Source organism: Rhizobium sp. P2_G9 (genome assembly GCF_056403475.1).
Map to the genome: position 1 here is coordinate 15,611 of NZ_JBFUFK010000004.1, position 15,212 is coordinate 30,822.

Below are 15,212 nucleotides of genomic sequence, written 5' to 3' on the forward strand. Positions count from 1 at the left end.
GGTTCACAAATAGGGTGAGCCGAGCCAGATGAATTTTTCGAGCAGCCTGAGCGGAAAGGGCCGCTTGTGGATATCGATCAACGTCACCTCCCGGCTGGCGGCGATCGCATGATCTATGCGCTCTGCGACCGCCGCGGCAAAGCTGCAGTCGAGGATCTCGAGGTCGACTTCGAAATTCAGTCGCAGCGAGCGCGGGTCGAGATTGCTGGAGCCGACATAGGACCATTGTCCATCGATGGTCAAAAGTTTGGAATGGTTGAATGTGCCGGCCACCCGCCAGATATGGCAGCCGTGCCTGAGCACCTGGTCGAACTGGGCGGTCATGGCGAAATCGACGAGCCTAAGGTTGTTTTCGAGCGGCACGACGATGTCGATGCGGACGCCGCGTTGCGCCGCTGTCACAATGGCGCTCACCAGTTCGCGGTCCGGCAGGAAATAGGGCGACATGATGCGGATGGAATGATGGGCAACCGAAAAAGCACCCATCAGCATCTTGTGGTTTGTCTCCAGGCTGGCATCGGGGCCGGAGGAAACGACCCGGATATAGGTCGGCTCAGGCTTGTCGGCCTTCGGCAACTGGCAGACAGCCGGCTCGATCTGCTCGCCGGAGGCAAAATGCCAGTCCTCGGCCGCCACCGCGTGGAGATCGGCAACCGCCGGGCCGATCACCTTGAAATGCGTGTCGACGGCGGTGTGGTCTCCGGTGAATTCGCGGGCGAAGCCTTTGCGGATATTCATGCCGCCGGTGAAGGCGATCGTGCCATCGATGACGATGATCTTGCGGTGTGTGCGAAGATTGGCATAGGGCAGTCTCAACCCGACGATGACATTGCCGTTGAAGGTTCGGGCGTTCAGACCGTGGTCGCGAAAATAGCGCACGATGCTGGGGACGGTATAGCGGGCGCCGACAGCGTCGATCAGCACCCGCACGGCCACGCCCCGATCGCGGGCGCTTAGCAGACGGTCGGCGACGCGCTGCCCCAGTTCGTCGGAATCGAAGATATAGCTTTCGAGGATGATGCTCTCTTTGGCGGCGTCGATGGCGGCGCAAATCTCAGCATAGGCTTCGTCGCCGGTTTCGAGCAGCGTCACCGCGTTGCCGGTGGTCATTAAAAAGCGGGCGACGGTATCGCCCAGCACGTTGAGTGCGCGAAAATGACGACCGAATTCAGCAGCGACGGTTTCGCGGTCGAGCGCGTGCCTGCTCGACTGTTTTTCCAGCGTGCGCCATCCGGCGCGGCGCGTGGCGAGCGCGGTGTGGCGGATGCGGTTGATGCCGGCGACCATGTAAACGAATGCGCCGATCAGCGGCGAGAAGACGATGACGCCCACCCAACCGGTCGCGGCGCGCACGTCTTCCTTGGTCATCACCGCATGCGATGCCGCGACAGCACCGACGGCCACGGAGAGCGGCAAGAAAATATAAGGCCAATATTGCCTGATGACGTCAAACATACGCGCCCCGGGCGACTCGGAAATCTCCGGGAATGGTGAGACATGGCAGCGTCAGTTGCAACCTCGCAATTCTCCGATGCGGGCGACCCCGTCTGATCACCGACCGATGAAAACGCAAAACCGCAACGAAAGTTACATTGGAGACTTGTCAATTGATATTCCGCAGCTATATTGAGAATAATTCTCAATAGCAGAATGGAAACCGGATGGACGCGAATACGAACTGGAGTGCGCAAGGATGGAGGACGGATCGCGGCGACGCGCCGCTCGCCGACGTTCACCGCACAATCGTGGTCGCGAAGGGAAAATCCCGGCTCCGCCGCATGCTCGCCTTCATGGGTCCAGGCTACATGGTCGCGGTCGGCTATATGGATCCGGGCAACTGGGCGACCTCGCTGGCCGGCGGCTCCAAGTTCGGCTATACGCTGCTTTCCGTTGCGATGATTTCCAATATCATCGCGGTCATCCTGCAGTCGCTGACGGCGCGGCTTGCCATCGCTTCGGGCCGCGATCTGGCACAGGCCTGCCGCGACGCCTTCCCGAAGCCCGTGTCCTATGTGCTCTGGGCGATGGCGGAACTGGCGATCATCGCCACCGACATTGCCGAGGTGATCGGTACAGCGATCGGCCTCAACCTGATTTTCGGTATTCCGCTCGAAATCGGCGTGATCATCACCGCTCTCGATGTCTTCCTGATTCTTTACCTGCAGAAGCTTGGTTTTCGTTGGATCGAAGCCTTCGTCATGACGCTTCTGGGTGTCATTGCGGTCTGTTTTAGCGTGCAGATTGCCATGGCCGATCCTGCCTGGGGCGAGGTCATCCGCGGGTTCGCACCGACGACTGAGATCCTGAAGAATCCCGAGATGCTCTATCTGGCGCTGGGTATCCTCGGCGCCACTGTCATGCCGCACAATCTCTATCTCCATTCCGGCATCGTGCTGACGCGTGATTTCGGCGAAACGGCCGAGGAGAAGAAGAGCGCGCTCACCTATGCGACAATCGACTCCACCATAGCGCTGACGTTCGCGCTGGTGATCAATGCCGCAATCCTCATCCTCGCTGCTGCTGCCTTCCACACGACGGGGCGGACGGATGTGGCCGAACTCGGCCAGGCGCATTCGCTGCTGTCGCCGCTGCTCGGTTTTGCCGTGGCGCCGGTGCTGTTCGGCATTGCGCTGCTCGCCTGCGGCGTCAATTCGACTGTGACCGCGACGCTTGCCGGCCAGATCGTCATGGAAGGTTTCCTGCAGTTCAAGCTGGCGCCCTGGATAAGACGGCTGATTACCCGCGCCATCGCCATCGTGCCTGCGGCGGTCGTCACCATCTGGTATGGCGAGAGCGGCACCGGCAAGCTGCTCATCCTGTCGCAGGTGGTGCTGAGCCTGCAGCTCTCCTTCGCCGTGTTCCCGTTGGTAATGTTCACCGCAAGCAAGGCGAAGATGGGTGAACTGGTGTCGCCGCGCTGGTTGACCGCGGTTTCCTATGTGATCGCGGTGTTCATCGCAGGGCTGAACATCAAGCTGCTCTATGACGTGATGATGGGTGCGTAAGCATCCCGTCCATGGAGCGCCTAAAGCATCTTGTGCATGTGGACGATGACGCCGCCTTTATAGGCTTCCTGCCGATCGATCGTATAGCCGAGGTGGGAATACAGCTGGATGTTTTCGGCGAATGCCTTGTTGGTATAGAGCCGAATTTCCCGATAGCCGAGGGCGGTCGCGCATTCTTCGGCGTGACCGGCGAGCAGGCGGCCATAGCCTCTGCCCTGGAAGCCAGGCGCCACCGCCAGGTTTTCGATCATCAGGTGATCGACATTCTCGATCATTTCGACGAGAGCCACGTATTCGTCGCCGACCATGAGAAGGTCGATCAGATGTTCCCGGACGGCACTGTCATAGTCGGCGAGCATCGGGATCGGCTCCCGGCCGATAACCGGCACCCATTTCGCATAGGCCAGCCGCGTCAATTCCCGAACCGTACCCGCGTCTGCCGGTCTGGCTCGAGTGATTTGCGGTTCGGTGTCGATGATATGCATCTGTTGCACTCTTCGTCGCTCCGGCTTCGTCGCCTCATTCAACGAAAAACCCAGAAGCAAGCTTCCGGGTTTTTTTGAGGCGTCAGGCCGGATTGATCCGGGTCGCAACATTCAGTCGGGCACGGTCGGGCCGATCAGCCCTTTCGGGCGGCGCGGCGCTGGCCGCCATTGCCGCCGGAACGGTTGTCGTTGCGATTGCCGCCGTGGAACGGCTTATTGCCGCTGGCGGGGCGCGCATTGGCATTCGGCTGGCCGTTCGCATTCGGCTTACGGGCCGGGCGTGCTTCGGCCGAGCTTTCCCCGCCCAGATTGCGGTCGTCGGCAAAGCCTGCGTGACGCGCGGGCGAATGGCGGTTTGCATCGTTTCGCTTGGCGTCGGCATGGTTACGGTTGCCGCGATGGTCGGCATGGGCCGGACGGTCATTGCGTTGCGGACGATCGCCACGTGGCCGCTCTTCGCCGCGCGCCGGGCGATCGGCTTGCAAGGAATGATCCGGACGGGCGGTGCGTTCGGCCTGGGCATGCGCCGGACGATCGGTATGCTCGGGACGCGGGCCACGTGCGGGCCGTTCGCCACGAGGCTGCTGTTCGCCGCGTGCGGGACGATTGCCCTGGTGCTGATGACGTTGGCCGCCATTGCCGCGGTGGTCTCGCCGTTCGTCATCACGGCGCTCACTGCGAACCGGCCGGAACTCGCCGCCGGACAATTCCTCGACCTCGGCAAAGCTCGATTGCAGGCGTGGGCGTCGGTCTTCGCCGCGTTGGCGATTTTCCTGTTCCTGGCGCACGTTTTCCTGCTTGTCGGCGACGCGCTGTTGCTGTTGCTCGCGCTCTTCGCGCGGGCCGCGGCTGTCGGGACGACGGCCGCGATGGCCTTCGCCGCCGACGGCTTTCTGCTTGCCCTGCCAACCCGGCCGTTCGCCGGAGGCCACGGGGATCGGCATGCCCAAAAGCTTCTCGATGTCATAGAGCAGCTTGATATCCTCAGGACCGCAGAAGGCGATGGCGACACCGTCGCGGCCGGCGCGGGCGGTGCGGCCGATGCGGTGGACATAGGTGTCCGGCACGTGCGGCAGGTCGTAGTTATAGACATAGCTGATACCGGGAACGTCGATGCCGCGCGCGGCGACGTCGGTCGCGACGAGGATTTGGATATCACCGTCACGGAAACCTTTGAGCGCGCGGTCGCGCTGACCCTGGCTCTTGTTGCCGTGGATGGAGGCGACGTTGAGGCCGGTGTGGTCGAGATGCTTCATCAGTTTCTCGGCGCCATGCTTGGTCTTGCAGAACACCAGCGACAGGCCGTCGGCATTCTTCTTGAGCTCGTCCTTGAGGAGTTGCGACTTGTGGTCGCGGCCGAGCACGAAGTGGACGCGCTGCTCGACCTTGTCGGCGGTCTTGCCCGGGGGGGTGACGGCGACTTCGACCGGATCGGTCAGGTAATCCTGAGCCAGTTCGGCGATCGCCTGCGGCATGGTGGCGGAGAAGAGCATGGTCTGGCGACGCTTCGGCACCATTTTCACGATCTTCTTCAGGTCGTGAATGAAGCCGAGGTCGAGCATCTGGTCGGCCTCATCGAGCACGAGATAACGGGTGGCGGTGAGGTTGAGTGCCCTGCGGTCGCAGAGGTCGAGCAGGCGACCCGGCGTGGCGACGAGGATGTCGATGCCCTTTTCGAGTATTTTCGACTGGACATTGATCGACGCCCCACCCACCACTGTGGTGATCTTGAGCGGCGATTTGCGCGTGAAGACCTTCAGGCTTTCAGCGATCTGGTTTACCAGTTCGCGGGTAGGGGCAAGGATAAGGGCGCGGCAGGATTTCGGATCGGGGCTCGCGCCTTCCTTGATCAGGCGGGCGATGATCGGCAGGCCGAAGCCGAGTGTCTTGCCGGTGCCGGTCTGGGCGAGACCGATCAGGTCGCGGCCTTCGAGGAGATGCGGGATGGCTTGCGCCTGGATGGGGGTTGGCGTCTCGAAGCTATTGGCTGAGAGCGTGTTCAACAGATATTGAGAGAGGCCGAGCGTTTCAAAGCTGGTCACTATTGGACTACCTTTCGGGGTGCCAAACGGGTCCGCCGGAAGAGCATCATTGCCTTCCGGTTCGTCTGGCCCAAGAACCCCGCGTGAAATGGGAACTTGCATGTTTCTGGATTAAGCTTTCCGGCGCATTCGCACTCTGTATAAGGGTGCTCACAAACCGCGCTTCGACCTCTTCAACTGGCGACGTCCATCATCGCACGGGCAGCTCACGCGGCGCCCTTCGAGGGGAAAGCTGCCGCTCATGTCGTTTATTTGCCTTGAAAAGTCAAGGGGCTCTGTTCGCAGTTGCGAAATAAACCTTACCAGAGATTCTTGCCGTCGATGACGGTGACCGGCACCGCGTCGAGGTCGAAATCGTCGAAGATGCGGGCGTTGACCGCAACCCGCAGGTTTTCGAAGTTCGGCTCGCCGGTAGACCAATCCGGCGACTCGGTAAAGGTCGTGCAGCCGCAGTTCGGGCAGAAGTTATGGGCGACGAGCTTGGTCTGCCAACGATAGGTGACGACCTCGTCGCGTGAGGTCAGAAGGTTGAACTGATCGGTTGGATAATAAGCCCAGAGCGCGCCGCGCTTGGAGCAGATGCTGCAGGTGCAGCGGGTCACAGAGGAGGGCGCTTCCGTGACTTCGAACTTGGTGGCGCCGCAATGGCAGCTTCCCTTGAGCATTATACCAGCCTCCATGTTATTTCGTGCAATGCAGTCTTCTGACCGCCGGCTCGATCATCCGGCGCTCAAATCAACTTACCACAGGCTCTTGCCATCAATAACGGTGACCGGCACGCGATCAATGTCGAAAGCATCGAAAAGCCGCGCATTGACCGCAATCCGCGGATGGTCGAAATCCGGCTCGCCGTCCACCCAGTCCGGCATCTCGGTATAAGCGCCGCAGCCACATTTCGGGCACGAGTTGAGCCGGATGGCCTCCGTTCGCCGGCGGTCGGGGGCCGAATTTTCCGTCGGCGTCAGCAGGGAGAACTGCTCCGGCGTATAGTACGCCCAGAGCGTTCCGCGCTTTGTGCAGATGCTGCAGGTGCAGCGGGTCAGGGTTCGCGGCACTTCGGTGACTTCGAATCGCGTCGCGCCGCAATGGCAACTGCCTCTCAGTCTCATCACGTCTCTCCTCTATGGCTGATGTAACCATAGCGCCAGATGGTGACAAAAACTGGCAGTGGCGATCAGAAGTCGGTCGGCACGCCACCTTCAGCTTTGCGCTTGGCGACGAAGGCGTCGAGTTCTTCCTCAACCGCGGGATCGATCGGCGGGCGCTCGTAATGGGCAAGCGTTTCCTTATAGACCTTGTTGGCGCGTTCGAAGGCGGTCGGGCTGCCGGCTTCGACCCAGGTCTCATTGTTGCGCCAGTCGGAGATGATCGGCGAATAGAAAGCGTTCTCGTAGCGCGCCAGCGTGTGCGCCGTGCCGAAGAAATGGCCGCCGGGGCCAACGTCGCGGATGGCGTCCAGCGCCAGCGCATCGTCGGAGACGTCGAGCGGGCGGAGGAACTCGGCAATCATCTGCAAGAGGTCGATGTCGAGGATGAATTTTTCGAAAGAGGCAGTCAGGCCGCCTTCGGTCCAGCCGGCCGAATGCATGATGAAATTGCCGCCGCCTTCGATCACGCCCCAGAGCGAGAAGACGGATTCATAGGCCGCCTGGGCATCGACCGTGTTGGCGGCATTGGTGTTGGAGGTGCGGTAGGGGAAGCCGTAGCGGCGGGCGAGTTGGCCGCCGGCGATCACCGCTTTCATATATTCCGGCGTACCGAAGGCCGGGGCGCCGGTCTTCATGTCGACATTGGAGGTGAAGCCGCCATAGCCGGCCGGCGCGCCCTTGCGCACCATCTGGGTGAAGGCGATGCCGCAGAGCGCCTCGGCATTCTGCTGCACCAGCGCGCCTGCCACGGTCACCGGAGCCATGGCGCCGGCCAGCGTGAAGGGTGTGAGGATGACGGCCTGGCCTGTCGAGGACATTTCGATAATGCCCTGCAGCATCGGGCCGTCGAGGCGCAGCGGCGAAGAAGAATTGATAATGGTGAACAGCGACGGTTCGCGTTCCATCTGCTCCATGCTGATGCCGCGGCCGATGCGGGCCATTTCGATGGCGTCGGTGTTGCGTTGCTTACCCAGCGAATAGGCGTGGAACGGCTTGTCCGTCAGTTTGATCAGGTCAGAGATGCAGTCGAGATGGCGCACGGAGGCGTGAATGTCGACCGGCTCGACCGGATAACCCCCGGTGGCGTGAATGACATCATAGGCCTGCGACAGGCGCAGCAGGTCGCGATAGTCCTTCTGGTTGCCGGTGCGGCGTCCGCCCTGCAGGTCGGAGACGAAGGGGGCTGAGGCGACCGAGGCGAAGGCGAGATTGTTGCCGCCCATCTCGATATTGCGAGCCGGGTTGCGCGAGTGCAGGGTGAACTGCTTCGGCACCGAGGCGATCATTTCCATGATCAGGCCACGGTCGAAGCGGACGCGCTCCTTGCCGGGCGTGACATCGGCGCCGGCGGCCTTCATACGGTCGCGGGCTTCCGGCAACATGATGTCCATGCCGATCTCTTCGAGCACGGTCAGAGAGGCATTGTGGATCGCCTCGATCTGGTCGGCGGAGAGCAATTCTGTCTTCGGGCGGCTATTGGTGAGGTTGACGTAGGAGGAGCCACCCGCCTTGCGCACGCGCTCGGCGCCACGACCGCCCGAGCGGCGGCGACGGCCGCCATCGCCAACATTCTCTTCATGGATGGTCGCGGCCTGTGTACCCTCAGTGCTCATCTGCTGCTCGCCTGATCTCGATTTGTATAGACATAATCATAGCAAAATCGGCATTTGTCCAGGCCGATCAAAAGCGACACACGAGCTAAAATCATTGCCGCGAAAAGACAAGGTTCTATCCTGCCTGCGTCAACCTCGGATTCGCGGCTCTGAGCTATTTTCGAGCAAGCTTTGTATGGTTAACCGCTGGTTAAGTGAGCAATGCTAAGTTCGGTAGACCGACCACGCGCGCCTGCATTGCGGGAGAGTTTCTTGATTTACTACCGCGATCCTTTGCTGGATAAGATCTGCGATCGAATTTCCGATCTCAGCATGCCTGCCTTCATCAAGAACAGCGAACTGGTCTATGTCGCAGTCAATGACGCCTTTGCCCAGCTCTTCAATCTCCAGCCTTCCGACCTGATCGGTACGACCGGCGAAAGCACGGAACTCGAAGCCCTGCTCGATATCGAGGACAAGGAGCGCGCCTGCCTGGTGTTTGGCGAGGACCAGAAGACCGGTTTCGTCGACCCGTTCGGCAAGGGCCGTTTCCGGGTCGAGATGGAGCGCTTCACGCTCTCAGACGGCCAGACATTTCTCTATTGCATCTTTGGTGAGATGCGCATGCCTGACGGCCAGGGTCCCGGCCTGCCGCGCGAGGCCATGCGCTTAACCGAGCGGGCGGAGGCCGGCAACGGCAAGCCCGCAGCCATATCGTCGAACAGGATGAATGGCGCGAGCAAAATGAGCGGCGAGCTGGCCGAACATCTCATCGAGAGCCTGGTCGTCGGTGTCTGCATCTATGACGAAAATGACAGGCTCATTTATTTCAATGAGAAGCTTCGGGAATTCTATGTGCCGCTGATCGGCGAGCTTCAGTTGGGCATGTCGCTGCGCGACGTCCTGACAAGGCTTGCCGAGGATTGGCGCCGTGCCCACCCAGATGATGCTGAGATAAATGGCCAGACCTGGGACCGATGGGTCGATGAACGGATCGAAGCCCAGCGACTGCCGCATAGCGTCGATCTCATGCCGCTCTCCGATGGCAGGTGGGTTCAGTGCATCAACCGGCGCCTTCCGGACGGCACATTCATCGGCCTGCGCGTCGATGTCACGGACTTCAAACGCCAGGAGAATCTGCTCAAGCAGCGTATCGAGGAAGCGAGCCTGTATCGCGAACTTCTCGACCGGTTGCCGGTCGCAGCCTTTGCGCGCGGACCCGACCAAATACTAGCCTTCATCAACCGAGCCTATGTCAATCTGTTCGGCCGCTCGTTCGACCAGTTGATCGGCACGACCGAGGCTGAATTGCTAGGCGATTATGCCGAGGAGGTGTGGCTGGCCAATAACAACACGCTGGTCAATGGCAAGGAATATGAGCGGGAAGAGGAGACACCGGTTGCGGGCGGCCGGATCATCAGAACGATCGTCAAGACCGGCCGCCTGATCACCGAAAACAACACGCCCTATGTCGTGGGCACGTTGACGGATATATCGCCGATCCGGCAGCGCGAAATCCTGTTGCAGGAGGCCAACAGCAAGGCCGAAGCCGTTCGCCAGGATTTCGAGAACATCGTGTCGAGCGTCGATGTCGGGTTGATCGTACTCGACAAGGATTTGAACATTCTGCTGGTCAATGAAGCCTATCGCAAGCAGATATGGGGCAGGAATGAAGAGCATTGGGACGGCGACCTCGTCGGGCGCTCCTTCGCGGACCTCCTGACGAATTATTATCGTCACGCGGACAACCAGCCCATGGGATTCGAGGAACTCGAGAGCTATTGCCGGAGCCGCTTGGATGAAATCCGCTCCGGGACCGTCCTGGCGCGGGAGGTCGTTTCTCCTGACGGTACCGTGACACTCTATTCGGGCATCCAGCTTTCCGGCGGCAAGTTCTTGCTGTGCTACGTAGACGTGACCGAACTCCGCAGGCGCGACGTCGAGGTCGCGAAGACACGGGAGATGGCCGATCGTGCCCATCGCCTCGTGCGCAGCGCCACCGACACCATGCCGGAAGGCCTGATGGTGATTGAAGGCGAGGACATCGTCTTTGCCAATCCCGGCCTTGCCAATGTCCTCAACGTTCCGATCGAGCTTCTCGTTTCAGGTGGCCGCTGGGAAGATGTTTTCCGCGCCACGTCGCTGCAGAACGTGCAGAATGACGAGCCGACGATCGCCGACGGCGTTGCCCGCTTCCGCGAGGCGATAGCGGCAAGGAAGGACGTCTCCTATAATTTCCCGCTCAACGACGAACGCTGGGTGCATCTCGAAATGCGCACGCGCGAGGACGGCCAGAGCGTCATTCTCTGCAGCGACCAGACGACGACGATGCGCCGTGAGGCCGAACTCAAGCGGCTGATTGCCCGGGCAGAGGCGGCCGACCGGGCGAAATCGGAATTCCTCGCCAATATGAGCCTGGAAATCCGCACGCCGATGAACGGCATTCTCGGCATGGCCGAATTGCTGGCGAAGTCGCAACTCGACACGAGACAGAAGGCCTTCCTCGAAATCATCATGAAGTCGGGGCATGCGCTGCTCACCATCATCAACGACATCCTCGACTTTTCCAAGCTCGATGCCGGGCACATGCAGCTTCGTTATGCGCCGTTCGATCCTGCCGAGGCGCTGGAGGATGTCGCCTCGCTCTACGCGCCGAAGGCATCCGAGAAGGATGTCGAGCTTTTGGTTAAGCGCTCCGGCGACACCCCCGACATGATCATGGGAGATGCAGGCCGCTTCCGGCAGATCCTCACCAACCTGATCGGCAATGCGGTGAAATTCACCGAACAGGGTTTTATCTCCGTCAGCATCGGTGCGACCCTCGATCAGGCGGGCCAGGCTATCCTCACTGTGGTGGTCGAGGACACAGGCGTTGGTATCCCGGCGGAGAAACTGAAATCGATCTTCGAAAAATTCTCGCAACTGGAAATGTCGGGCAATCGCCGGGAAGGGTCGGGACTGGGCCTGGCGATCGCGCAGCGGCTTGCGGCCATCCAGGGCGGCGCCATTTCAGTGCACAGTTCCGAAGGCAGGGGCTCCATCTTCACCTTTACGATTCCGGTCCAGGTCGCCGCCGAACACAGCCGGCCGAGATCGCTGCCGGCGAATTTGGAAGGTGCCCGCGTGCTCTTCGTCGACGATCACACGATCGCGCGTGAGCATCTGATCAGCCATGCCGGCGAGTGGGGTTTCGAATGCGTGGGCGCCGCCGATGCGGCGACGGCGCTCTCCATTCTCGATGAGGCTGCTGCCAATGGCGTGCAGGTCGACGCTCTGGTGATCGATTGCCAGATGCCGCATGTGTCCGGTGCCGAGATGGCGCATCGCATCCGCAATGACCCGCGCTTCGAGGCGATCGCCGTCATCCTGATGACCGCGCAGGACATAGCGGCCTGCGAGAAGACGGTCGCCGGTATCCGGATCGAGGCCTATCTCGCCAAGCCAATTCGCATCCATTTGCTCAGGAACACTTTGGTCGACGTCATCCGCTCGGCCCGCGCCGATGCCGCACTGCCAAAGCAGACTGTCGTCAGCCTGCCGTTGCAGGCGATGAGCGACGTGATGGAACGCGAGCCGGCTGTGGCATCGGCCGAAGCACCAGCATCGCGGCCGGGCAAGGCGGCAATTGCCGACCGGCCCTATGTGCTGCTCGCCGAGGATAACGAGGTCAACCAGATCTTCTTCTCGCAGATCCTGGAAACCGCCGGGATGCCCTATCTATTGGTCAATAATGGCGAGGCGGCGGTCAGCGCCTGGCAGCGCGCAACGCCGGCGATCATACTCATGGATACCCGCATGCCGGTGCTCGACGGTTTCGAGGCGACGCGGATGATCCGGGCGATCGAGGCGATGACCGGCCAGCACACGCCAATCGTCGGGATTGTCAGCCATTCACAGGAAGGCGACGCCGGCCAGTGCATTGAGGCCGGCATGAATGACCATATCGCCAAGCCGGTCACGCCTGAACGGTTGGAACAGAAGATCCACCAATGGGCCGCGCATGATTTTCATGCGCCGGGCGCCACCCTCTATCTCGCCTGAGGTATCGCGGCGCCGCTGGAATTCCAGTCTGCTTCACGATAGAAGTCAGGTCTGATCGGCAGGGGGCACAGCATGGCGCTTTTCATCATCGGACTGGTTCTTTTTCTCGGCATCCATCTCGTTCGGGTCGTGGCGCCTGGCATGCGCCTGCGCATGATCGCCGCCCTGGGCGATGGCCCCTATCGCGGCGTCTATTCGGTGGCGGTCATTCTGTCGCTCTGTCTCTTGATCTACGGTTTTGGCATCGCCCGTCAGGAGACGGGCATGCTCTATGATCCGCCGATCTTCCTGCGCCATATCACGCTGCTGCTGATGCTGATCGCATTCATCGTCTTCGCCGCCGGCTTCCTGCCGTCGGGCTATATCGGCACCTATGCGAAGCATCCTCAGGTGTTGGGCGTGAAGATCTGGGCATTTGCCCATCTGCTCGCCAATGGCGGGACAGCCGAGGTGATCCTGTTTGCATCCTTCCTCGCTTGGGGTGTGATCATGCGGATTTCCTACAAACGCCGCGCCCGCAATGGCGAGATTGCCGAACGTCGCTATCAGTCCTGGACCTATGACCTCGCGGCGATTGCCATCGGCGTCATGCTTTACGGACTGTTCTTCTGGAAGCTGCATCAATGGCTGATCGGGCTGCCGATCATGGTCATGTGAGATTCTGGGATTTCCCCCTTACATTGACCACAAAATCGGGTAGAAGCGGCAATTCCACTCGGTGCCCGCGTTGCGACGGAACATGCCATGACAATGATGAATGACAATGACAGCTTCATCCGCGAGGTGAACGAAGAACTGCGTTCCGAGCAGATGAAGAACATCTGGAAGCGGTTTGGGCCGATCATCATCGGCGCCGCCGTCGTCGTCGTGCTTGGCGTGGCGGGCTCTTCGCTTTATCAGTGGTGGCAGGGTTCGCAGGCTTCGGCCTCGGGCGACCGGTTCCTCTCGGCGCTCAAGGATGCCGACCAGAACCGTAAGGATCAGGCGACCAAGGAACTGGAACTGCTCACCAAGGACGGTTTCGGCTCTTATCCGGTGCTCGCCCGCCTGCGGCTGGCGGCGTTGAAGGCCGAAAAGGGCGATACCGCTGCGGCGGTCTCCGACTTCTCCGCCCTCGGTGGCGATGAGGCCGTTCCGACCGCGGTGCGCAACGCCGCGCGGTTGCGCGCGGCCTGGCTGCTGGTCGATACCGGCAACTATGACCAGGTCGCCAAGCAGGTCGAGGAACTCGCCGTGCCGTCGTCGGCTGTGCGCCACAGCGCTCGCGAAGTGCTCGGCCTCGCCGCCTGGAAGGCTGGCGACTACGCCAAGGCGCGCGACTGGTTCCAACTGATCGTCGACGATGCGGAGGCGCCGAACGGTGCCGCGCAGCGTGCCCGCATCATGCTCGCCCTCATCACAGCCAGCGGCAAGCTGTCGACCACTTGACGGCCGCAGCCCTTTTGACGACCCGGAGCGCTTCATGACCTTTACCGTGGCTATTGTCGGGCGCCCCAATGTCGGCAAGTCGACGCTGTTCAACCGGCTGGTCGGCAAGAAGCTGGCGCTCGTCGACGACACGCCGGGCGTGACCCGCGATCGTCGGCCGGGCGACGCCAAGCTCGTCGACCTGAAATTCCGCATCATCGACACCGCCGGCCTCGAAGAGGCGCACGAGGATACGCTCGAAGGCCGCATGCGGGCGCAGACGGAAGCGGCGATCGACGAAGCGGACCTCTCGCTTTTCGTTGTCGACGCCAAGATGGGGCTGACGCCGCTCGACAACACGCTCGGCGAAATGCTGCGGCGGCGCGGCAAGCCCGTCGTGCTGGTCGCCAACAAATCCGAAGCACGCGGCTCCGATGCCGGCTTCTACGATGCCTATTCGCTGGGGCTTGGCGAGCCTTGCCCGATCTCCGCCGAGCACGGTGAAGGCATGCTCGACCTGCGCGACGCGATCGTCGCGGCGATCGGCGAAGACAAGGCCTTCGAGGACGAGGACGTCGCCGAAACCAACGTGGCGCTGGCGCCCGAACCGGAACTCGACGAGAATGGCGAAGAGATCGAGCCGGTCTATGATGAGACCAAGCCGCTGCGCATTGCCGTCGTCGGCCGTCCGAATGCCGGCAAGTCGACGCTGATCAACCGTTTCCTCGGCGAGGACCGTCTGCTGACCGGCCCGGAGGCCGGCATCACCCGCGACTCCATCTCCGTTGAATGGGACTGGCGTGGTCGCACGGTGAAAATGTTCGATACCGCCGGCATGCGCCGTCGCGCCAAGGTGACGGAAAAGCTTGAGAAGCTTTCGGTTGCCGATGCGCTGCGCGCCGTGCGTTTCGCCGAAACGGTGATCATCGTCTTCGACGCCACCATTCCTTTCGAAAAGCAGGATCTGCATATCGTCGATTTCGCTGTCCGAGAAGGCCGTGCCGTGGTGCTCGCCTTCAACAAGTGGGACCTGATCGAGGACCGGCAGAAGGTGCTTGCCGATCTGCGCGAAAAGACCGACCGGCTGCTGCCGCAGATCCGCGGCGTGCGCGCGGTGACCGTTTCCGGCCAGACTGGCGAGGGGCTCGACCGGCTGATGCAGGCCGTGGTCGACACCGACAAGATCTGGAACAAGCGCGTCTCCACCGCCAAGCTCAACCGTTGGCTCGAATTCCAGACCCAGGGCCATCCGCCACCGGCCGTCTCCGGCCGCCGGGTCAAGCTCAAATACATGACACAGGTGAAGGCGCGTCCGCCGGGTTTCATCATTTCCTGCTCACGGCCGGAAGCGTTGCCGGAGAGCTATACGCGCTATCTGATCAATGGCTTGCGCGATGATTTCGGGCTGATCGGCGTGCCGATCCGGATTTCCTACCGCGGGACGGTCAATCCGTTCGAGCACAAGGCGAAGAAGCATCGGTAGTCTTTGCGG

Annotated in this window: 10 protein-coding genes and 1 pseudogene; 5 read left to right on the top strand and 6 right to left on the bottom strand. The window is 61.4% G+C overall.

Features of this window, described 5'->3' with window-relative positions; genetic code table 11:
* Positions 1–3 precede the first annotated feature (3 nt).
* Positions 4–1,455, bottom strand: coding sequence for a cardiolipin synthase (gene cls / locus AC1DYF_RS04410; protein ID WP_477875467.1), 1,452 nt, complete (start codon positions 1,453–1,455; stop codon positions 4–6).
* A gap of 206 nt (positions 1,456–1,661) precedes the next feature.
* On the opposite strand from cls, the gene AC1DYF_RS04415 reads away from it, so the two are divergent.
* The gene (locus tag AC1DYF_RS04415) at positions 1,662–3,005 is read left to right on the top strand and encodes an Nramp family divalent metal transporter (RefSeq protein WP_477875468.1); all 1,344 of its coding nucleotides are present in this window, start codon (positions 1,662–1,664) and stop codon (positions 3,003–3,005) included.
* 20 nt (positions 3,006–3,025) lie between these two features.
* On the opposite strand, the gene AC1DYF_RS04420 is transcribed toward AC1DYF_RS04415, so the two are convergent.
* The 5 genes and pseudogenes from AC1DYF_RS04420 to AC1DYF_RS04440 form a co-directional block, all read right to left on the bottom strand.
* Positions 3,026–3,490 carry a GNAT family N-acetyltransferase gene (locus AC1DYF_RS04420; RefSeq protein WP_477875469.1) on the bottom strand — a complete coding sequence of 155 codons (465 nt, stop codon included), beginning with the start codon at positions 3,488–3,490 and terminating at the stop codon, positions 3,026–3,028.
* A 467-nt stretch (positions 3,491–3,957) separates the two neighbouring features.
* Positions 3,958–5,532, bottom strand: a pseudogene (locus AC1DYF_RS04425) (DEAD/DEAH box helicase); the annotation flags it as partial.
* Between the two features lie 299 nt (positions 5,533–5,831).
* A complete protein-coding gene (locus AC1DYF_RS04430) occupies positions 5,832–6,200 on the bottom strand; it encodes a GFA family protein (RefSeq protein WP_477875661.1) in 369 nt (122 codons plus the stop codon).
* A 72-nt stretch (positions 6,201–6,272) separates the two neighbouring features.
* Complete coding sequence (locus AC1DYF_RS04435; protein ID WP_477875470.1) at positions 6,273–6,641, bottom strand: GFA family protein; 369 nt, start codon at positions 6,639–6,641, stop codon at positions 6,273–6,275.
* Positions 6,642–6,706: 65 nt separating this feature from the next.
* A complete protein-coding gene (locus tag AC1DYF_RS04440) occupies positions 6,707–8,293 on the bottom strand; it encodes a trimethylamine methyltransferase family protein (protein ID WP_477875471.1) in 1,587 nt (528 codons plus the stop codon).
* 252 nt (positions 8,294–8,545) lie between these two features.
* Here AC1DYF_RS04440 and AC1DYF_RS04445 point away from each other — a divergent pair, with 252 nt between their 5' ends.
* From AC1DYF_RS04445 to der, 4 genes are all read left to right on the top strand, one after another.
* On the top strand, positions 8,546–12,313 hold the full coding sequence (locus AC1DYF_RS04445; RefSeq protein ID WP_477875472.1) for a PAS domain-containing hybrid sensor histidine kinase/response regulator: 3,768 nt from the start codon (positions 8,546–8,548) through the stop codon (positions 12,311–12,313).
* Positions 12,314–12,385: 72 nt separating this feature from the next.
* Positions 12,386–12,970, top strand: coding sequence for an NnrU family protein (locus AC1DYF_RS04450; RefSeq protein WP_477875473.1), 585 nt, complete (start codon positions 12,386–12,388; stop codon positions 12,968–12,970).
* A gap of 93 nt (positions 12,971–13,063) precedes the next feature.
* Positions 13,064–13,741 (top strand): tetratricopeptide repeat protein, encoded by a 678-nt coding sequence (locus AC1DYF_RS04455; protein ID WP_477875662.1) that lies wholly within the window; start codon positions 13,064–13,066, stop codon positions 13,739–13,741.
* A 34-nt stretch (positions 13,742–13,775) separates the two neighbouring features.
* Positions 13,776–15,203, top strand: coding sequence for a ribosome biogenesis GTPase Der (gene der, locus AC1DYF_RS04460; protein WP_477875474.1), 1,428 nt, complete (start codon positions 13,776–13,778; stop codon positions 15,201–15,203).
* Positions 15,204–15,212: the final 9 nt, after the last annotated feature.